At 70.9% G+C, this 20,891-nt stretch carries 11 protein-coding genes; 9 read left to right on the forward strand and 2 right to left on the reverse strand.

Annotation, left to right across the window (positions count from 1 at the left end):
* Positions 1-43: 43 nt before the first annotated feature.
* Genes IE307_RS02985 through IE307_RS02995 form a run of 3 tightly spaced genes read left to right on the forward strand, consistent with a single transcriptional unit; the run spans position 44 to position 13,456 of the window.
* The gene (locus tag IE307_RS02985) at positions 44-10,825 is read left to right on the forward strand and encodes a non-ribosomal peptide synthetase (protein ID WP_229904334.1); all 10,782 of its coding nucleotides are present in this window, start codon (positions 44-46) and stop codon (positions 10,823-10,825) included.
* Positions 10,812-12,503, forward strand: coding sequence for an ABC transporter ATP-binding protein (locus tag IE307_RS02990; protein ID WP_229904335.1), 1,692 nt, complete (start codon positions 10,812-10,814; stop codon positions 12,501-12,503). Before IE307_RS02985 ends, IE307_RS02990 begins: the two co-directional genes overlap by 14 nt.
* Complete coding sequence (locus tag IE307_RS02995) at positions 12,500-13,456, forward strand: alpha/beta hydrolase-fold protein (protein ID WP_191295860.1); 957 nt, start codon at positions 12,500-12,502, stop codon at positions 13,454-13,456. Before IE307_RS02990 ends, IE307_RS02995 begins: the two co-directional genes overlap by 4 nt.
* Here IE307_RS02995 and IE307_RS03000 read toward each other — a convergent pair.
* The gene (locus IE307_RS03000) at positions 13,424-14,272 is read right to left on the reverse strand and encodes a helix-turn-helix transcriptional regulator (RefSeq protein WP_191295861.1); all 849 of its coding nucleotides are present in this window, start codon (positions 14,270-14,272) and stop codon (positions 13,424-13,426) included. The genes IE307_RS02995 and IE307_RS03000 overlap by 33 nt on opposite strands.
* An 86-nt stretch (positions 14,273-14,358) precedes the next feature.
* Here IE307_RS03000 and IE307_RS03005 point away from each other — a divergent pair, with 86 nt between their 5' ends.
* Positions 14,359-15,372 carry an aldo/keto reductase gene (locus IE307_RS03005; protein WP_191295862.1) on the forward strand — a complete coding sequence of 338 codons (1,014 nt, stop codon included), beginning with the start codon at positions 14,359-14,361 and terminating at the stop codon, positions 15,370-15,372.
* Between the two features lie 46 nt (positions 15,373-15,418).
* Positions 15,419-15,802 carry a VOC family protein gene (locus tag IE307_RS03010; RefSeq protein ID WP_191295863.1) on the forward strand — a complete coding sequence of 128 codons (384 nt, stop codon included), beginning with the start codon at positions 15,419-15,421 and terminating at the stop codon, positions 15,800-15,802.
* On the opposite strand, the gene IE307_RS03015 is transcribed toward IE307_RS03010, so the two are convergent.
* A complete protein-coding gene (locus IE307_RS03015) occupies positions 15,788-16,120 on the reverse strand; it encodes a YciI family protein (RefSeq protein WP_191295864.1) in 333 nt (110 codons plus the stop codon). The two genes, IE307_RS03010 and IE307_RS03015, sit on opposite strands and share 15 nt — an antisense overlap.
* A 171-nt stretch (positions 16,121-16,291) precedes the next feature.
* Between IE307_RS03015 and IE307_RS03020 the strand changes: the two genes are divergently transcribed.
* The 4 genes from IE307_RS03020 (at position 16,292) to IE307_RS03035 (ending at position 20,891) form a co-directional block, all read left to right on the forward strand.
* On the forward strand, positions 16,292-17,362 hold the full coding sequence (locus tag IE307_RS03020) for a hypothetical protein (protein ID WP_191295865.1): 1,071 nt from the start codon (positions 16,292-16,294) through the stop codon (positions 17,360-17,362).
* A gap of 2 nt (positions 17,363-17,364) precedes the next feature.
* Positions 17,365-18,495 carry a toxic anion resistance protein gene (locus tag IE307_RS03025; RefSeq protein ID WP_191295866.1) on the forward strand — a complete coding sequence of 377 codons (1,131 nt, stop codon included), beginning with the start codon at positions 17,365-17,367 and terminating at the stop codon, positions 18,493-18,495.
* A 247-nt stretch (positions 18,496-18,742) separates the two neighbouring features.
* A complete protein-coding gene (locus tag IE307_RS03030) occupies positions 18,743-20,344 on the forward strand; it encodes a VWA domain-containing protein (protein ID WP_229904336.1) in 1,602 nt (533 codons plus the stop codon).
* Positions 20,331-20,891: a hypothetical protein gene (locus tag IE307_RS03035; protein WP_308436329.1), complete on the forward strand. Its 561-nt coding sequence runs from the start codon at positions 20,331-20,333 to the stop codon at positions 20,889-20,891. The genes IE307_RS03030 and IE307_RS03035 overlap by 14 nt, the downstream gene beginning before the upstream one ends.

A 20,891-nucleotide genomic window follows, 5' to 3' on the forward strand; every position in this document is an offset into this window, starting at 1 on the left:
CTTCACCGAGAGTGAAGGGATGGCTGAGTCGTCAATGGAACAGATGGCCGACCGTGACGTACTTCTTTCGACCGCCCGGATCGCCTCCGTTCGGCGCCGTGCCGGTGAGTACCCGCAGCGGACCATCGCCGTGGCGAGCGCCGTCGCACTGCACCACTGGGCGGACCCCTCCCTCGTGGTCGAAGGGTTCGACCTCACGCCCTCGACGCTGTTCACCGACCTGCTCGTCTGGGCGGACAAGGGCCAGAACTCCGCTGTGGCCGAACGGCCCGGCGGCTGGTCCGTTCCCGTTCCCGGCGGCGTCGACCCGGCCGAGGCGCAACGGGTGCTCGACGACCTGGCCGAGTTCCCGAACCGCGCGCTCGGCACGCTGACCCCGCAGACCGCGCAGCAGCGGCTCGCGGAGCTGACCCGCTGGAACGACAACGAGTTCGCGCGCGAGCGGCCGGGCATCGTGGAGCTGTTCCGCGAGCAGGCCCGGCAACGCCCGGACGCCGTCGCGATCAACGACGGCGACCGCGCCGTCACCTACGGCGAGGCGCTGTCCCGTTCCAACCAGCTCGCCCGCCACCTGATCGACCGCGGCGTCACCGCGGAACAGGTGGTCGGGATCTCGCTCCCCCGCTCGGCCGAGATGGTCGTCAGCCTGCTCGCCGTGCTGCAGGCCGGGGCCGCGTTCGTGCCGCTCGACCCGCAGTGGCCGGCGTCGCGCCGCGAGTCCGTGATCACCGACGCACAGGTCGTGCTGGTCCTCGGCTCCGGCCAGGAGGGCGAGCCCGCGGCCGTCGCGGTCGACCTCTCCGAGTGGGACTTCTCGGAGTACTCGGGCGATCCCACCGACGTCACCATCAGCGGCGCGCAGCTCGCGTACGTCATGTTCACGTCCGGCTCGACCGGCCGCCCCAAGGGCGCGATGATCCGGCACGAGGCGATCAGCGAACGCCTGCAGTGGCAGGTGGACCAGATCCTCCACTTCGGACACTCCGACGCGTCGCTGTTCAAGGCGCCGCTGTCGTTCGACATCTCCATCAACGAGATCTTCCTGCCCCTGGTGTGCGGCGGGCGGACCGTCGTCGTGCGGTCCGGCGGCGAGCGCGACCCGCACCACCTGCTGCACACGATCGACCGCCACCGCGTGACGTTCGTGTACCTGGTGTCGTCGATGCTGGACGTGCTGCTGAACATCGCGGGCGACGGCGAGCTGGCCAGCCTGCGGCACGTGTGGTGCGGCGGCGAGGTGCTGACGCCCGAGCTGTACGACCGGTTCCGCACGCGGCTCGACATCCCGATGTACCACGGCTACGGCCCGGCCGAAGCCACGATCGGCGTCTCGCACGTGATCTACCGCGGTGAGGCCGAGCGCCTGTCGACGTCGATCGGCAAGGCCAACCCGAACACCGACCTCTACGTGCTCGACGACACGCTGCGGCCGTGCCCGGTCGGCGTCGGCGGTGAGCTGTACATCGGCGGTTTCCTGCTGGGGCGCGGTTATGTGAACGCCCCTGGCCTGACGGCGTCGCGGTTCGTCGCGAACCCGTTCGCCACCGACGGTTCGCGCCTCTACCGCACCGGTGACCTGGCCCGGTTCGCGCCGGACGGGTCGCTCGACTTCCTCGGCCGCGTCGACAACCAGGTCAAGATCCGCGGCATGCGGCTGGAGCTCGAGGACGTCGAGCTCGCGCTGGCCGAGCACCCGCGGGTGCGCCACACCTGTGTCGTGGTGCGGAAGAACTCGGCGGGCGGCAACTACCTCGTCGGCTACGTCGTGCCGTCGGACGAGAGCCTGACCGCGGACGTCGTGAAGCAGTGGGCGACCGAGAACCTCGTCGAGTACATGGTGCCGGCGCACGTCGTGGTGATGAGCGAGTTCCCGTTGACGCCCAACGGGAAGCTCGACCGCCGCGCACTGCCGGAGCCCGTCGTCGAGACCGGTCCGGTGACGGCCGCGGCCAACGACGCGGAGGCCGTGATCTGCGCCGCCGTCGCGTCCGTGCTGCGGGTCGAGCAGGTCGGCGCCGACCAGGACTTCTTCGAACTGGGCGGGGACAGCATCCTGGCGATCTCGCTGCTGTCCGCGTTGCGGGCGGAGGGCGTGTTCGTCACCGCCACCCAGATCTTCGTGAACCGCACCCCGCGTGCTCTGGCCGCCGTCGCCTCCCGTGACGGCGCCTCGGCGGTCGACCGCGACGACGTCGCGACCGGTCCGGTGGCGGGCCTGCCGATCGTGCAGTGGCTCGGCGAGACCACGGACGCGATCGACGGGTTCGTGCAGTCGGTCGTGCTCAACACGCCTGCCGATCTCACCGCGGACGCTCTGACGCAGATCCTCGACGCCGTGGTCGCGCGGCACGACATGTTGCGCGCCAAGCTGGTCCGCGGCGAGCGCTGGTCGTTCGACATCCCCTCGGACGGGAAGGCGTTGTGGGACGAGAGCGATGCTTCTCTGGAGGAGTGCGTCGCGGCGGCGACCGCGGGGCTGGACCCGGACGCGGGCGTCATGCTGCGTGCCGTGTGGCGTTCCGGGGCGCGGCAGCTCGTGATCGTGATCCACCACGTGGTGATCGACGGCGTCTCGTGGCGCATCCTGTTCGACGACCTCGCCCAGGCGTGGCAGCAAGTCTCCTCCGGTGCCGCCGTGGAGTTACGACCGGTGGGAACGTCGTTCCGGCGCTGGACGCAGCTGCTGGAGCAGGCGGACTTCTCGGCTGACCGCCCGTTCTACCAGCGTGCGCTGCCCGGTGTGGACCAGCTGCTCGGCCGACGCGAGCTGACCGACGCCGACGTCGTCGCGAACGAACGGGTTCGCACCGTGACGGTCGGTTCCCGCGCCACCGCCGCATTGTTGGGTGACGTACCGGCGTTGTTCCACGCCAAGGTCAATGACGTGCTGCTGACCGGTCTTGCCGTCGCTCTCGCCCGCTGGCGGCGCGACAACGGCCAGGACCAGACGTTCGCGCACGTCGAGCTGGAGGGTCACGGCCGTGAGGGCCGGTTCGTGCCGCTCGACCCGGACCTGTCGCGCACGGTCGGCTGGTTCACGACGCTGTTCCCGGTGACGGTCGACCCGGTCGACGTCGACGACTTGGCGTCGGCGTTGAAGCGGGTCAAGGAAGATCTCGCCGGCGTGCCGAGCAACGGCGTCTCGTACGGCGCGATGAGGTACCTGGGGCAGGAGAGCTTCGACACCTCCCGGCCGCAGGTGCTGTTCAACTACCTCGGCCGGTTCGCCGGGGGCACGACCGGGGACTGGCAGCTCGCGGAGAACGCCGGTCAGCTCGGCGAGAAGCGCGACCCGGCGATGCGGCTGCCGCGCGCCCTGGAGTTCAACGCCTCCGCCGAACCCGGTGCGGACGGCGAGCTGGAGCTCGTCACCGTCCTCTCGTGGCCGTCGGGCGTGTTCACCGACGAGGACACCGCGAGGATCGGCGAGTACTTCGTGGCCGCGCTGGAAGGTCTGGCGCAGCTCACGACGGGTGGCCACTCCCCCAGCGACTTCCCCCTGCTGCCGCTGACGCAGGACGACGTCGACGCGCTGGACTCCGCGGCGTTGCGGGACGTCCTGCCGCTGACGCCGTTGCAGGAGGGTCTGTACTTCCACTCGGTCTTCGACGACGAGTCCGCTCACCGGTACGTCGAGCAGCAGCTGCTCACGCTGACCGGCGCCGTCGACGCCAAACGGCTCGAAGCGGCGGCGGCACGGGTGCTGGAGCTCTTCCCGAACCTCGCGGCGCGGTTCACGAGCCTGTCCGACGGCCGTGTCGTGTCGGTGCTGGAGTCGGGTGTCCGGCCCGTGTTCGCCACGGTGAACGGCCAGGGCATGACCGACGAGGAGATCCGCGAGCTCGCCGAGCGGGACCGCGTCGCCGGGTTCGACCTCTCCAGCGGCCCGCTGATGCGCTTCACGCTGGTCCTCACCGCGCCACAGCGCTATGTCCTGGTGCAGACCGTGCACCACATCATCGCCGACGGCTGGTCGGTGCCGCCGATGTTGCGCGCGTTGCTGGCCGAGTACGACGCACCGGGTTCGGTGCACGTGCGGGGCAGTTACGCCGACTACGTGCGGTGGCTCGTCGAGAGTGACGCGAACGAGAGCGACCGCGTCTGGGCACGGGAGCTCGACGGTCTGGCAGGGCCCTCGATCACCGTTCCCGGCCACTCGCCGTCGGAGCGGTTCGCCGACATGATCCTCGACGCACCGTCCGATGTGGACGAACGCGTGCGCGCCGCCGGGGTGTCGCTCAGCGTCGCCGTGCACAGCGCGTGGGCCGTGACGCTCGGCGGGATCCTGGACAGCCAGGACGTCGTGTTCGGCTCGACGGTCTCCGGCCGCGACGCCGACGTGCCCGGCATCGACGAGCTCGTCGGTCTGTTCATCAACACCATCCCGGTGCGCGCCAGGTGGTCCGGCGACACGTCGGCGCGGGAGCTGCTGGACGCGATGCGCGAGCACCAGACCGCCGTGCTGCCGCACCAGCACGTGTCGCTCACCAGGATCGGCCGGCTCGCGAACGCCGGGTCGTTGTTCGACACGCTCGTGGTCTTCGACGTCGCCACGGACGTCACCTCGTTGCGCAGCGACTCGTTCGGCATCGCCGACGTCGTGAACGAGGGCGCGCCGCACTACCCGTTGACGCTGGTGGTCGAGCGCGGGCACGACGGCTCGCTCAAGTTCAACCTCGTGCACGACACCGTGGTGATCCGCGCCGAGGGCGCGCGCCGCATCGTGCGGAAGTTCTCCGACGCGCTCACCGCCCTGCTGGCCGGTGAGCGCGTTCCGCAGCCGAGGACCAGCGACCCCGCTGCCGTCGAGGAAGCGACGCTCGCCGAGCTGTTCGACGCAGCCGCAGCCCGGACGCCGCAGTCCCGCGCCGTCACCCTGTGCCGGCTGGACGGCAGCTCGGAAACCCTGTCGTACCAGGAGCTTGCCGACGCGAAGAACAAGCTGGCGCGCACGCTCGCGAACGCCGGCGTGCGGCCGCACCAGCGGGTCGCGGTCGCCGTTCCCCGTTCGCTGGACCAGGTCATCGCGCTCGTCGCGGTCGTGTCGGCCGGTGGCGCGTACGTGCCGCTGGACGTCGCGTACCCGGACGAGCGGCTCGAGTACCTGCTCTCCGACACCGCGCCGCAGGTCGTGCTGGTCGCTCCCGAACAGCGCGAGCGCTTCGAGGCGATCTCGGCCCGGATCGGTTCCACCGCCAGGGTTCTCACGATCGGCGACGAGGTGCCGGGCGACGGCGTGATCACCACGGCGAGCTGGCACCACCCGGCGTACGTGATCTACACGTCCGGGTCGACCGGCAAGCCCAAGGGCGCGGTCGTGGCGCACCGCGGCGTCGTGACGTTGCTGGCGAACGTCCAGCCGGACATGGTCATCGGGCCGGACGACGTCCTGACGCAGTTCCACTCGTTCTCGTTCGACTTCGCGGTCCTGGAGCTGTGGGGCTCGCTGACCAACGGCGCCGAGCTGCTGGTGCCCGACCACGGCCTGACCCGGTCGCCGGTCGACTTCCACCAGGTGGTCCGCGACCGCGGCGTCACCGTGATGAGCCAGACCCCGTCGGCGTTCTACCAGTTCATCGAAGCCGACAAGCACAGCGACCCGATCACGTCGGTGCGCCGGATCGTCATCGGCGGCGAGGCGCTGGAGCTCGGCCGGTTGCGCGAGTGGGTCCAGCGCTACGGCACCCAGGTGCCGGACATGATCAACATCTACGGCCCGACCGAGTCCACCGTGTACACCACGCGGCACGTGCTCGACGACGCCGACTTCGCACCGGGCCGCGCCGACGTCTGCCCGATCGGCCCGCCGGTGCCCGGTCAGCGGACCTACGTCCTCGACGACGGCCTGCGGCCCGTCGGACCGGGCGTGGCCGGCACGCTCTACCTGGCGGGCCACCAGCTCTCGCTCGGGTACTCGAACCGGCCGGAGCTGACCGCGAGCAGGTTCGTCGCCGACCCGTTCGCGGGCGACGGGTCCCGGATGTACCACACCGGTGACCTGGCGAAGTGGAACCTCGACGGCGAGATCGAGTTCATCGGCCGCGCCGACGGCCAGATCCAGCTGCGGGGCTTCCGCATCGAGCTCGGCGAGGTCGAGGCCGCCGTCCGCGAGGTCGCCGGTGTCGTCGACGTGGCCGTGACCGTGGCGGACACCGCCGACCACCTCGTCGCGCACGTCGTGGGCACGCCGTCCACCGACATCACCGCGGCGCTCTCGGGGAAGCTGCCCTCGCACATGGTGCCGCAGCGGGTCATCCCGCTGGAGAAGCTGCCGATGACCGTCAACGGCAAGCTGGACCGCGCCGCGCTGGAGGCACGCGCCCGCCAGGACGACGCACCTCTCGCCGAGGCGAGCGGCTCGGCGCTGGACTCGCTCGTCGGGATCTTCCGCGACGCCCTGCCGGTGTCCGACGTGGACGCCGACACGGACTACTTCGTGGCCGGTGGCGACAGCATCATGGCGATCGGCGTGGTGAACCGGGCACGAGCGCTCGGCTTCTCGATCTCGCCGCGGGACATGTTCCTGTACAAGACCCCGCGGGCGCTCGCGGAGCAGTTCGCCACGCGGCAGCCGGTCGTGCAGGCGGCCCCGGTCGTCGAGGAGGCGCCGGACGGCCCGGTCGTGCCGACGCCGATCGTGTTGAGGCAGCGGGAACTCGGCGGGTCGCTCGACCTGTTCGCACAGGCCAGGCAGCTCGGCTGCGCGAGCCTCGCCGACGCGCGGCGAGCGGCCGGCGCGGTCGTCTCCGCGCACGCCGCGCTGCGGTTGCGCCTGAACACCGACCAGGGCGTGTGGTCGTTGCGGACCGAACCGGCGGGTGAGGTCGACGTCGTCGTGTCCGCGGACGACCCGCAGGCGGCAGCGGAGGAGGCGGCACGCAGGCTCGACGCCGAAGCCGGTGTCATGGCGGCGTTCACGTGGCTGGAGGACAGCCGGACGCTCGTCGTCGTGGTGCACCACTTCGCCGTGGACGCGGTGTCGTGGCTGATCCTGCTCGAAGACCTCGCCGCCGCGATGCGCGGGGAGGACCTCGCGCCGGCGACGACGTCGTTCGCCACGTACGCCGAGACGCTGACGCTGGACGCCCAGTCCGGCGGCGACCTGCGCCGGTGGATCGAGACCCTCGACGCCCCGGTGCTCACACCGCAGATCGGTGAGCGGCGCGAGGTCACCGTCACGCTGGCCGCCGACATCACCGCCGAGGTCGTGCAGACCGCGCCGTCCGCGCTGGGCGCCGGGCTGACCGAACTGCTGCTCGGCGCGCTGCGGACGGCGCTGACCGACATCCAGAGCACCCCGACGGACCTGGTGGTGGAGCTGGAGAGGCACGGCCGCGTGCCCGCTGCCGGGCACCACGACTACACCCGCACGGTCGGCTGGTTCACCGCGATCGCGCCGGTGAGGCTCAGCCCCTCCAGCGATCCGGTCGCGGCCGCGCTGGAGGTCGTCGCGCGGCAGCCGGACGAGGTGGCGCACGTCGGCTTCGGCCAGCTGCGGTACCTCAACCCGCAGACGGCGCCGGTGCTGGCCGCGTTGCCGCGCCCGCAGGTGCTGTTCAACTACCTCGGCCGCGGCAGCGAGTCGCAGGCTTTGCACGTCGATCCCGAGAACCGGCCGAGCCCGTACGCGGTCGAGGTCAACTCGTGGGTCGACACGTCCACCGGCAGCCTGCGCGCCACGTTCGCGCTGACCGAGGACGTGTCGGACGAGATCGGCGCCCGGTGGCTGCTGGCGCTCGAACGGATCGCGGACGCCTCGGCGACCGTGCGCCGCACCGCGCCGGTGTCCCCGCTGCAGCGGGGCCTGTACTTCCAGGCCGAGCTGGCCGGGAAGTCCGGTCAGTACGTGGCGCAGAGCTTCTTCACGTTCGACCGCCGCCTCGACCCCGGCGCCCTGGGCAAGGCGCTCGAGCACGTGATCGCACGGCACCCCGTCGTGGGCGCGGGCTTCGAGTCCGACGAGAACGGGTCCCCGGTGCAGGTGCTCGGGTCCGCCGGCCGGGTGCCGGTGCGGACCGTGGACGTGCTGAACTCCGACACCGTCGAGGCGTTGCGGGTCGAGGACCGCGCCACGGGCTTCGACCTGACCGCGCCGCCGCTCGTGCGACTGACCGTGCTGCGGCTGCCGGACGGCACGGACACGTTGCTGTTCACCAACCACCTGCTGCTGTGGGACGGCTGGTCGCGCGCGATCGTGCTGGACGAGATGTTCGGCGCCTACCAGGCGTTCCTGGCGGGCGAGCCGGTCGACTCGACGCCGGCCGCGCCGAGCTACGAGAGCTACACCCGTGCGCTGGCCGGGAAGGACGTCGAGGCGGCGCGGCGGTTCTGGGCGGACTACCTCTCCGGCCTGTCCGGTCCGACGCTCCTCGGCGACCAGTCCACTTCGGACTCGCTGCCGACCAAGATCGTGCGGACGTTGCCGGTCGAGACCTCGAACAGGGTCCGGGAGGCCGCGCGCCGGCACGGCGTCACGCTGAACTCGGTGGTCACCGGCGCGCTCGGGCTGGTGCTCGGTCGCGAGACCGGCCGGGGCGACGCGGTGTTCGGCGTGACGGTGTCCGGTCGTGAGCAGGAGGGCACCGAGGGCATCGTCGGCGTTCTGCTCAACACCGTGCCGATGCGGGTGAACGCCCGGCCGCACGACTCCGTCGGCGAGTTCCTGGCCGGTGTCCAGGCCTCGCGGGTCGCGACGATGGAGCACGAGCACTTCGGGCTCGGTGAGATCCAGCGCGCCAGCGGTCACGACCAGCTGTTCGACAGCCTGTTCGTGCTGCAGAACTTCCTGGACGACGACACGTTCACCGAGTTCAACACCCGCAACGGGATCACGGGCCACGAGTCGGAGGACTCGACGCACTACCCGTTCACGTGGGTCGTGACGCCGGGCGAGGAGCTCACGGTCAAGGTCGAGTACCGGCCGGAGGTCACCGATCCCGCGTTCGCCCAGCGGTTGTTCGACTCCTACCTCCAGGTGCTCGACGAGCTCGCCGGCGCCGAAGGCCTCGTCGGCTCGATCGCTTCCGGTCCGACGCCGGAGCTCAACCCCGCCAACGACTTCGGCGACCTGACCGTGGTCGACCTGTTCGACCAGGCCGCCGACCGCAACCCGGATCGGGTCGCGCTGGTCGCGCACGGCGCGACGATGACGTTCGCGGAGCTCAGGGACCGCAGCCGCCACCTCGCGGGAGTCCTGGCGGGCAACGGGATCGGCGTGGAGACGTCGGTCGCCATCGCCGTGCCGCGCTCGCTCGACTGGGTCGTGGCGCTGTTCGGGATCCTGCGCTGCGGCGCGGCGTACGTGCCACTGGAGCTGGACCACCCGGACGAGCGGATCGCCGCGATCATCGACGACGCACAGCCGGCGTTGGTGGTCACGACCAGCGTGGTGGCGCCGCGGATCCAGGGCACCACGTTCAAGCTCGACGAGCCGTGGCCGGACGCCGAACCGGTGGTCACGTTCGCCCCCGGCGACCCGGACAGGCTCAAGCACGCGGCCTACACGATCTACACCTCCGGTTCGACCGGCAAGCCCAAGGGCGTCGTGACCGAGTACGCCGGTCTGACGAACATGCTGGTCAACCACCAGCGCCGGATCTTCGAGCCGGTGCTGGCCGAGCACGGGCACCGGACGTTCCGGATCGCGCACACGGTGTCGTTCGCGTTCGACATGTCGTGGGAGGAGCTGCTCTGGCTCGCCGACGGCCACGAGGTGCACATCTGCGACGAGGAACTGCGCCGCGACGCGACGGGACTGGTCGAGTACTGCCTCGGGCACGAGATCGACGTCATCAACGTGACGCCGACCTACGCGCAGCAGCTGGTGGCCGAGGGACTGCTGGCCGCAGAGCACAAGCCCGCGCTGGTGCTCCTGGGCGGTGAGGCCGTCACGCCGACGTTGTGGCAGCAGCTCGCGGACACCCCGGGCACCATCGGCTACAACCTCTACGGGCCGACGGAGTACACGATCAACACGCTGGGCGTCGGCACGTTCGACTGCGTCGACCCGGTGGTCGGCGTGGCGATCGACAACACCGACGTCTACGTGCTCGACCCGTGGCTGCGGCACGTGCCGGACGGCGTCGCCGGCGAGCTGTACGTGTCTGGAGTGGGCATCGCGCGGGGTTACCTCGGGCAGCCGGGGCAGTCCGCGGAACGGTTCGTGGCGTGCCCGTGGGTGCCCGGTGAGCGGATGTACCGGACCGGTGACCTGGTGATCCGGCGCCCCGACGGCAACCTGCTCTACCTGGGCCGCACGGACAAGCAGGTCAAGATCCGCGGCCACCGCGTGGAGCTGGGCGAGGTCGAGGCGCGGTTCGCCGCCCACGACGGCGTGCGGTTCGTCGCGGCCGTCGCGCAGGCGGACCCACAGGTCGACGGCGCGTACCGGCTCGCGGCCTACCTGGTCCTCGCGGACGGCGCCGACATCCCGTCGATCGCGGCGGAGGTCGGTGCGGGCCTGCCGGACTACCTGCGGCCCTCGCACTACGCCGCCGTGGACGCGATTCCGCTCACGGTCAACGGCAAGGCGGACACGTCGGCCTTGCCCGAGGCGCGTCCGCTCGGCACGCTGATGACCAAGGTCTCCGACCGGGAGCTGACCGAGACCGAGACGGTCGTCCGCGAGATGTTCGCGGAGGCGCTCGATCTCGACGAGGACGAGGTGGGCATGACGAACGGCTTCACCGACCTGGGCGGGCACTCGATGCTCGCGGTGCGGCTCATCGGCCTGCTCCGCCGCGAGTTCGGTCCCGTCGTCACGATTCGCGACCTGCTGTCCCTCTCCACCCCCGAAGCGATTGCGCGCCACGTTGACGAACACTGAAGTCCGCACCGGCAGGGAGATCCTCCGCCTCGCCCTGCGCCGCAACCGCGGAGCCATGACGGCCGGCACCCTGCTCATGGGGTGCTACCAGGCCGCCGAGACCGCCGTGCCGATCCTGCTCGGCGTGATCGTCGAGTACGCGCTGCGCGGCGGGCAGCTGAGCTCGCTGGGGCTCGCGCTGCTCGCGCTCGGCCTCGTGATGGCCACCGTCTCGTACTCGTGGCGGTTCGGCATGCGGATCCTGCAGAAGGCGAACACGACCGAGGCGCACCGGTGGCGGGTCGAGGTCGCCGACCGCGGCCTGCAACCGGTGGGGCGCGAGGTCGACCTGAAGTCCGGCGAGGTGCTCACCATCGCCACCGAGGACGCCGACCAGACCGCGGACATCATCGAGGTGGTGCCGCTGCTGATCAGCTCGCTGGTCTCGGTGGTGATCACCGGTGTCGTGCTGGCGGTGATCAGCGTTCCGCTCGGTGTGCTGGTGTTCGCCGGCACCGCCACGATCCTGAGCGTGCTGAGCGTGATGTCGCGGCGGATCGGCACGAACACCCAGGTGCAGCAGGCGAAGGTCGCGCGGGCCGGGGCGAAGGTGTCCGACCTGATCGCGGGACTGCGGCCGTTGCACGGCTTCGGCGGCAGCTACGCCGCCTTCCAGGCCTACCGCAAGGTCAGCACCGAGGCGAAGCAGCAGTCGATCGTCGTCGCGCGGGTGAACGGCGTCTACGCCGGGCTGGGGCTGGCGCTCAACTCCGTGCTGGCGGCGGCGGTGACGTTGTGGGCGGGCCTGCTGACGTTCCGCGGCGAGATCACCATCGGTGAGCTCGTCGTGGTGGTCGGCCTGGCGCAGTTCCTGATCGAGCCGCTGAAGCTGTTCTCGGAGATGCCCAAGTACGTGATGATCGCGCGGGCCTCCGCCGACCGGATGGCGTTGATCCTCGCGGCGCCGCCCCGCATGACGCCCGGCGTCGAGGAACCCGGTCCGGAGAGCGGGCTCGAGGTCTCGGGCGTGACCCACGGGTCGTTGCGGGACTTGACGTTCGCGGTGGAGCCCGGTGAGTTCGTGGCGATCGCGGTCTACCAGCCGCAGGCGGCGGCCGAGCTCGCGTCGCTGCTGTCCGTCGACGTGCCACCGGATTCCTACTCGGGTGTCGTGCGGGTGGGCAAGCGGGACGTCGCGTCTCTGACGATCGAGAGCGTCCGCACGCACCTGCTGGTCAACCCCTCGCACCACGAGGTGTTCGCGGGGACGTTGCGGGAGAACGTGGATCCGGCCGGTACCAGCACGTTGGTGGACGAGGCCGTGTCCGCCGCGATGCTGACCGACGTCGTGGCACTGCACTCCGACGGCCTGGACTACGCGGTGCGCGACCGCGGCGCGAACCTGTCCGGCGGGCAGCGGCAGCGGTTGTCGCTGGCACGCGCATTGGCCGCGAACCCGGAGATCCTGGTGCTGCACGACCCGACCACGGCCGTCGACGCGGTGACCGAGCAGCTCATCGCCCGCAACATCACCGCGTTGCGGCGCGGACGCACGACGGTCGTGATCACCAGCAGCCCGGCGTTGCTCGACGTGGCCGACCGGGTGATCGTGCTCGACGGCGGCGCGGTGACCTCCGAGGGCACGCACCGGGACCTGCTCGGCCGCGACTCCTCCTACCAGCTGGCGGTGGCCCGATGACCAGGTTCGAGTGGCGTGGAGGCCCGGCCTCGGTCCGGTTCGAGGACGTGCTGGACCCGGTCGAGCTGCGGCACGAGGGCGGCGACCTCTGGGCCGCCGAGGTCGAGGTGCCGCCCCGGTTGCGCGTGACGTACCACTTCGCTTCCGACGGCGAGGAGCACGCCGATCCGTCGAACCCGGCCGGGGCGGGACCGAACCGGTCGATCTTCGCGACGCCGGACCTGGAGCCGCAGCCGCACTGGCCCGTCGTCGGGCCGGACGAGGTGCTGGACGTCCCGTCGCTGCGCATCCGGTGGAACGGGGCGTTGGGGCGCAAGACAGTTCGCGTGCACAAGGGCGGCGAACCGGTCGTGCTGCTGCTCGACGGTGACGACTGGATGTACGCGCATCCTCTGACGACCGCGTTCGAGTCGGCGGTGAAGAGCGGCGAGATGCCCGCCGCCACGCTCGTCTTCCTTCCCACGCCCCGTGATCGCGGCGCCGAGTACAGCTCGCCCGAGCTGTGGCAGGCGATCCGCGACGAGCTGCTGCCGTTGCTCGCGGAGAACGGCGTGACGGTCGACCTGTCGCGGTTCGTGGTGGCGGGCCAGAGCCTCGGCGGGCTCAGCGCTTTCCGGGCGGCACTGGACTTCCCGGACCTGGTGACGCGGGTGGCGTGCCAGTCGGGTTCGTTCTGGTGGAAGCACGACCTGCCGGAGCACGGGCTGTCGCTCGACGGCCCTGCCGGCGGGGACACGGCCGAACGCCTGAGTGCTCTTCCGGACCTGTCCGGCCTGCGCGTGGCGTTCGACGTCGGCGAGCACGAGCCGCGGATGCACCGGCACTGCTCGGCGGTGGAAGAGTTCGCCGCACGGGCGGGTGCGACCGTGCGGACCTGCCGGTCCCCCTCCGGGCACGACCGGGTGGGATGGCGGCACGCGCTAGTGCGCGACGTCGCTTGGCTGCTCGGTTAGCTGCCAGCTGGCCAGGAGGCGCAGGTTCTGCTCGGACGCCGAACCCGGCTCGACGGTGTGCAGCGCGAGCGACATCTCCGGGTCGGCGTCCACCGTCAGCGACTCGTAGGCGAACGTGATGTCGCCGACCACCGGGTGGTGCAGCGTCTTCGAGCCGTGCGCGTGCTGGTAGACGTCGTTGTCCGCCCACCAGCGGCGGAAGTCGGTGTCCCGGACGGACAGTTCCCCGACCAGCGCGGCCAGCCGCGGGTCGTGCGGGCGCCGTCCGGCGTACACGTGCAGGGCGGCGACGGCGAGGCGGGCGTTGCCCTCCCAGTCGTCGTAGAGCTCGCGGGCCGCCGGGTCGAGGAAGATGAAGCGGATCATGTTCCGCTCGTGCGGCGGTGCGGCGTCGAAGTCCTTGTACAGCGCGCGGGCCAGGGCGTTCGTGCCCAGCACGTCGGTGCGGCGGCCCAGCAGCATCGCCGGGACGTCGGAGATCGAGTCCAGGACCCTGCGCAGACCCGGCCGGAGGCGTTGTGGTGGCATCGCCTGGGTCTTGCGCGTCGGTTTGGCCACTGTGTACAGATGAGCGCGCTCGGTCTCGTTGAGGCGCAACGCTCTCGCCAACGCGTCCAGAACGGACTCGGAGACGTTGACGTTCCTCCCCCGTTCCAGCCGCACGTAGTAGTCGACGCTCACGCCGGCGAGCTGCGCGACCTCTTCGCGGCGCAGGCCCGGCACACGGCGACCGCCCGGGAACACGGGCAGCCCGGCTTCCTCGGGCGTGACCTTCGCCCGGCGTGAGCGGAGGAACTCGCGCAGTTCGGTGTTCACGTCCTCAGGGTAGGGCGGTTCGCCCGGCCGTGCGGGGTACTGGCAGGTCCTGTCACGCGCCCCTCCCCACGGGTTCTGTGGGAGGCATGGAATACAGGGTTCTGGGCACGACCGGCATCACGGTCAGCGAGTTCGCGCTCGGCGCGATGATGTTCGGCAGCTACTCGAACGGCGACCACGACGAGTCGGTCAAGATGATCCACTCCGCGCTCGACGCGGGCGTCAACTTCATCGACACGGCGGACGTGTACTCGCAGGGCGAGTCGGAGGTGATCGTCGGCAAGGCGATCAAGGGCCGCCGCGACGACGTGGTGGTCGCGACGAAGTTCTACTTCCCGATGGGCGACGACCCCAACCGCGGCGGGGGTTCGGCGCGGTGGATCAAGCGGGCCGTCGAGGACAGCCTGCGCCGCCTGGACACCGACCACATCGACCTCTACCAGATGCACCGCCCCGATCAGAACACCGACATCGACGACTCGCTGGGGGCGCTCTCCGACCTCGTTCGCGCCGGCAAGGTGCGCACGATCGGCTCGTCGACGTTCCCCGCGAGCGAGATCGTCGAGGCGCAGTGGGTCGCCGAGAAGCGCGGCCACCAGCGGTTCCGCACCGAGCAGCCGCAGTACTCCCTGCTGGTGCGCGGGATCGAGGCCGACGTGCTGCCCACGTTGCAACGGCACGGCATGGGCGCGCTGACGTGGAGCCCGCTGTCCGGCGGCTGGCTGTCCGGCCGGGCCGACCCGACCGCGAGCAGCGCACTGCGCGCCTCGTGGGGCGGGATGTACGACATGTCCGATCCCGCCAACCAGGCGAAGCTCGCCGCCGTCGAGAAGTTCGCCGCGCTCGCCGCCGAGACCGGCCTCTCGCTGCCGACCCTCGCGACGGCGTTCGTGCTCGCGCATCCCGGCGTGACGTCGGTGATCCTCGGCGGCAGCAAGCCCCACCACCTGACCGACCTGTTCGCGAACGCGGGCGTGCGGTTGAACGAGGACGTGCTGGACAGGATCGACGAGATCGTCCCGCCCGGCACCAACGTGCGGCAGAACGACGCGTTCGCGACGACGCCCTCCGTGCAGGACAAGCGGTTGCGGCGGCGCTGACGCTTCCGCGCGGCGATCAGCGAGCCGATCCGGCAGGCTGTGCGGCATGCCAACACCTCCGGTGATCTCGGTGATGCTGATCGTTCCGGACGCCGACGCGGCGGTCGCCTGGTACAGGGCCGCGCTGGGCGCCACGGAGCTGTGGAACCTCGGCGGTGTCGCAGGTCTGGAGATCGGCGGGGCGCCGTTCTTCGTCCACCAGGTCACCCCCGGCAACGCGGCGGAGTCCAGCCCCGATGGCGTCACCAGCGTCCGGGTCGAACTGTTCGCCGACGACCCGGACGGCATCGTCGCCCGCGCCGTTGCGGCGGGAGCCACCGGTTCCGCGGTCGTGGACCACGAGATGCCGTGGGGCACGCACCGGCAGGGCGGCTTCACCGATCCGTTCGGCCACAGGTGGTCCGTGGGCGACCGGTCACCCCTGGGCTGACTGGAGCGGCCACACCTCGACGACTCCGTGCGCCACCGCGCACGGAGTCCCCGCCACCATCCGGACGGCCTCCTCCAGCGACTCGGCCTCGACGATCGCGAACCCCGCGATCGGCAGGGCGGAGGTCATGAACGCTCCCTCCTGCACCTCCGTTCCGGTGCCGCCGGGGTTGCGCACCCGCACGGGCGTCCCCGCGACACCCATCTCCACCCCGGCCGCCAGCAGACGTGCGTCGTGGGCGTGCGCCTCGTCGCGGACGGCCTGGTCCGTGCGGTCGTAGCCCTCGCGGTCGCCGTAGCCGATCGTCACGAACTTCATCGTCGAACCTCCTCGTTCCGGACTCTTCAGCCATACCGACCCGGGACGCGCCCGAAACTCATCGGTCCGTTCATTTAGAGTTCACCTGCCGCTTGCCACGCACCACCGGGAAAACCCGTCGAAGTGACGAAGGATCCAGTCCTCGACGGGGTTTCGCAGCAGAGGTGGACAGTGAAGAGAACGCTCGGCATCGGCCTGGCGGTGGTGCTCCTGGTGGGTGTGGTGACCGCGATCGTCCTGGGACAGGGCGGCGAACCGGCCCGGCTCCAGACCGTGCGCGGCGTGATCGGCTCGGAGAAGCTCGCCTTCTTCGCCGACCAGCGCGTCAAGGACGTGTTCGCGAAGCACGGACTCGTGGTCGAGACCGACCCGGCCGGGTCGCGGCAGATCGCGACCGCCACCGACCTGGACTCGTACGACTTCGCGTTCCCCTCCTCGGCGCCCGCCGCCGAGAAGATCCAGCGCGACCGCAAGGCCGCGCGCACGTACGCGCCGTTCTCGTCACCGATGGTGGTCGCCACGTTCGACCCGATCGCCGACCTGCTGACGAAGGCCGGCGTCGTGAAGCCGGGGCCGGGCTACCAGACGTTCGACGTGCAGGCGTACCTGGAGCTCGCGGCCAAGGGCACGCGGTGGGACCAGCTGCCGGGCAACACCTCCTACCCCGCGCGCAAGAACCTGCTCGTCACCACGACCGACCCGCGCGACTCGAACTCGGCGGCGATGTACCTGGCGATCACGTCGTTCGTCGCCAACGGCGGTGTGGTGTCGTCGGCCGACGCCGAGGCTCGCGTGTTGCCTGCGGTGTCGAAGTTGTTCCTGGACCAGGGGTACACGCAGAGCAGCACCGAGGGGCCGTTCGAGGACTACCTGTCCGCGGGCATGGGCAAGACGCCGCTGGTGCTCGCCTACGAGGCCCAGTTCGTGGACAGGGTGGTGCGGGGCGACTCCTCGATCCGCCCGGACATGAAGCTGCTCTACCCGGCGCCGACCGTGCTGTCCAAGCACACGCTCGTTCCGTTGCGCCCCAACGGTGACCGCGTCGGAGAGCTCTTGCAGGGTGACGCCGAACTGGGAAAGCTCGCGGCGACGTTCGGGTTCCGCACCTCCGACCCCCAGCACTTCGCCACCGTCGTGAAGGAGAAGAACCTGACCGTGCCGCAGACGATCGTGGACGTGGTCGAACCGCCCGCGCACGAGACCCTCGAGCGGATGCTCGAGGCCATCGCGAAGCAGTACTGACCATGACCGACTTCGTCCTGACGCCACCGGACCCCGTCGAGCCCGTCCCGGTCGACCGCGCCGCCGGACTGATCCCCGTCGACGACAGGGCTCTCCTGTCCTCCCGCGCCGAGGAGTTCGTCTCCGCGCTGAGCGCCGCCGACCCGCAGTCGCCCGACTTCAGCCGCATCGTGGACGAGGCGCTGGTGCTCGGCGAGGCCGAGATGCGCGTCGCGGCCCAGATCGCGGGCCGCATGCTGGACCGCACCCTGGCAGCCGTCTCCTCGCCTCTCGACGTCTCGACCAGCCTCGCGGACCTGCGGCGGTCGGTGCGCGAACTCGACCCGCAGGACCTCGGCAAGCTCACCGGACGCAAGATCCTGGGCCTGTTCCCCGGCGGCAACGCGGCACGCGGCCTGCTGGCCCGCCTGCGCGCCGCCGACGAGCCGGTCAACCGGATCGTGCTGAAGCTCCGCTCCGGCCAGGACGCGCTGAAGCGCGACAACGCCGCCATCAAGGGCGAGCGCCAGCGCCTGTGGGACCTGATGACCAAGCTGTCCCAGGACGCCGCCCTGGCCGCCGAGATGGACGAGGCCGTCGAACGCCAGGTGGCGATCCTCGACCTCGCCGAACCCGCCCGCGCCCAGGCCCTGCGCGCCGACGTCCTCTTCGGCCTGCGCCAGCGGCACCAGGACCTCCTGACCCAGCTCGCCGTGTGCGCGCAGGGCTACATGGCACTGGACGTGGTGCGCCGCAACAACGACGAACTGATCAAGGGCGTCGAACGCGCCGTCACCACGACCGTCACGGCCCTGCGGATCGGTGTGGCCGTCGCCGCGGCCCTGGCAGGACAACGCGAGGTGATCGACCAGGTCGACGCCGTGCGCGGCCTCACCGACTCGATCCTCCGGTCCAACGCGGCGCTCATGTCGTTGCAGGGCCAGGACATCCAGCGCATCGCCTCCACCCCGGCCGTCGGCATCGAGGCGGTGCGCACCTCGTTCGACCAGATCTACGCGGCCATCGACGCGATCGACACGTTCAAGGCTCGGGCGGCGGACTCCATGTCGAGCACGGTGTCGGCGCTGGACACCGAGATCCGGCGGGCGCACGAGCACCTGAGCCGGGTGCGGGAGACCGGGGACCGACCGTGATCCACCCACGCACTCGTGCGTCTGCGGTCCGGAGCGTGCGCGCCGCGGGCCGCATGCCCGCGCCCACCACCTCCCACGTGCTCAGCACGCCCTCCCTGCTGCCGGCCAAGCCCGCAACAACCACACGGCGGCACCAAAACCCGCACCGCCGGCGTCCCCGGCTCCTCAGCCACGCGCCCGCGCGGACCACCCGCGCCTCCACGTGCAGCGCGCCCTCCAGACCCGTCTCCTCTCCAAGGAGCCCCGCATGATCCGCCGCCTCCTCCCCGCAGCCGCCGCCCTGGCGCTGCTGGCAGGCTGTTCCGACTCCCCCGACCCGGCCAGACCGGTGGGCGACCCCACCCCGGGCACCCTCCGCGTCCTGGCGGGCAGCGAACTGGCCGACCTCCAGCCGATCCTCGACGAAGCCGCCAACGCCACCGGCGTCAGCGTGAAGTTCGACTTCACCGGCACCATCGAAGGCGCCGAGAAGGTGGCGAGCGGTGAAGCCGAGCAGGGCTTCGACGCCGTCTGGTTCTCCTCCAACCGCTACCTCGAACTGGTGCCGGACGCCCAGAAACGGCTCGGCACCCCCACCAAGGTCATGTCCTCCCCGGTCGTGCTGGGTCTGCCCGCGGCAAAGGTCACAGAATTGGGCTGGGACAGCAAACGCGTCGGCTGGGCGGAGATCGCCGAAGCGGCCGGGGCGCAGAAGTTCACCTACGGCATGACCGACCCGTCCGCATCCAACTCCGGGTTCTCGGCGCTGGTCGGTGTCGCGGCCGCGCTGTCCGGGTCGGGCTCGGCGCTGGACGCGGCGAAGGTGAACGCGGTCGCGCCGCAGCTCAAGCAGTTCTTCTCCGCCCAGAAGCTGTCGGCGGGCTCGTCGGGCTGGCTGACGGAGGCGTTCCAGCGCAGGGCCAGGGGTGAGGATCCCGGCGCCCGAGTGGACGGTCTGATCAACTACGAGTCGGTCCTGCTGTCCTCGCCCGAGCCGTTGACCCTGGTCTACCCGAGCGACGGCGTGGTGACCGCGGACTACCCCCTGACGCTGCTGACGTCGGCGTCGGGTGAAGCCCGCGAGGCGCACCAGAAGCTCTCCGAGCACCTGAAGAGCCCGGACGTCCAGCGCAAGATCATGGAGACCACGCACCGGCGGCCCGTCGTGCCGCAGGTGCAGCTGGACGGGAAGTTCGCGGCCAAGGACCTGGTCGAACTCCCGTTCCCCGGCAGCCAGTCCGCTGTGGACGGTCTGATCACCACGTACTTCGACCAGTTGCGGCGCCCGTCCCGCACGCTCTACGTGCTCGACACGTCCGGCTCGATGCAGGGCGACCGCATCGACGGCCTGCGGCAGGCCGTGACGGGGCTGACCGGCGCCGACCAGTCGCTGGCCGGCAGGTTCAGCCGGTTCCACGGGCGTGAGCAGGTGACGTTGCTGCCGTTCAGCAGCAGCGCGCGGCCGGCGTTGAAGTACGAGGTGCCGCAGGACGATCCGCAGCCGGTTCTGGACCAGATCCGCACGACCGCCACGAACCTCGACGCGTCCGGTGGCACGGCGATCTACAGCAGTCTGCGCGGCGGGTACGACGTGTTGCGCCAGCAGATCGACGCCGACCCCGACCGGTTCACGTCCATCGTGCTGATGACCGACGGCGAGAACACGGGCAGCGAGGACGTCACCGACTTCCAGCTGTTCCACCAGGGCCTGCCGCAGGACCTCAAGGGCATCCCGATCTTCCCGGTGCTGTTCGGCGAGAGCGCGACCGCCGAGATGGAGCAGGTGGCGAAGATGAGCGGTGGCAAGGTGTTCGACGCCCGCAGCCGTTCGCTGTCGGCCGCCTTCAAGGAGATCCGTGGCTATCAGTAGGTATCTCGCCTCCTGGAAGAACCTGGCCGGGTGCACGGGCGGGTTGATCGGTCTCGGGCTGCACTTCGCCGGACTCGCCGGTTCCTACTGGGTCCTGGTCGTCCTCGGCCTCTACGGCGCCGGGGCCCTGATCGCGCCGCCCGAGCGCATCACCCTGGTGACCGACCCGGAGGAGGAAGCCGGCGCGCTGCGGTCCGAACTGGACGCGCTGGTGCAGAGGGTGCAGGGCCTGAAGGTGCCGGGAGAGGCGAAGATCGGGGAGATCGCCGAGGTGCTGCGCGGCATGCTCGACCGGCCGCGCGAGCTGCGCGCCGATCCGGACGCCCTGCACGCCGTCACCCGGCTCGTCGGCACCGACCTGCCGCTGTCCGTGCAGACCTACCTGAACCTGCCGTGGTGGTACGCCGCCGCACGGGGCTCCGGCGCGGAACTGGTGCGGCAGCTCGACTTGCTGCACGCCGACGCGACGAGAACCGCGGAACGGTTCCACGCGGCCGACGCGCAACGGCAGGCCGACCACACCCGCTACCTGGAAGACCGCGGGTGA

The sequence above is a fragment of the Lentzea cavernae genome (genome assembly GCF_014653695.1).
Classification (GTDB): domain Bacteria; phylum Actinomycetota; class Actinomycetes; order Mycobacteriales; family Pseudonocardiaceae; genus Lentzea; species Lentzea cavernae.

Bases quoted from the DNA above. Each gene is read 5' to 3' on its own strand.
- IE307_RS02985 (WP_229904334.1), top strand. From the start codon at position 44: ATGGCCGACCGTGACGTACTTCTTTCGACCGCCCGGATCGCCTCCGTT.
- IE307_RS02995 (WP_191295860.1), top strand. From the start codon at position 12,500: ATGACCAGGTTCGAGTGGCGTGGAGGCCCGGCCTCGGTCCGGTTCGAG.
- IE307_RS03005 (WP_191295862.1), top strand. From the start codon at position 14,359: ATGGAATACAGGGTTCTGGGCACGACCGGCATCACGGTCAGCGAGTTC.
- IE307_RS03010 (WP_191295863.1), top strand. From the start codon at position 15,419: ATGCCAACACCTCCGGTGATCTCGGTGATGCTGATCGTTCCGGACGCC.
- IE307_RS03015 (WP_191295864.1), bottom strand. From the start codon at position 16,120: ATGAAGTTCGTGACGATCGGCTACGGCGACCGCGAGGGCTACGACCGC.
- IE307_RS03025 (WP_191295866.1), top strand. From the start codon at position 17,365: ATGACCGACTTCGTCCTGACGCCACCGGACCCCGTCGAGCCCGTCCCG.
- IE307_RS03030 (WP_229904336.1), top strand. From the start codon at position 18,743: ATGATCCGCCGCCTCCTCCCCGCAGCCGCCGCCCTGGCGCTGCTGGCA.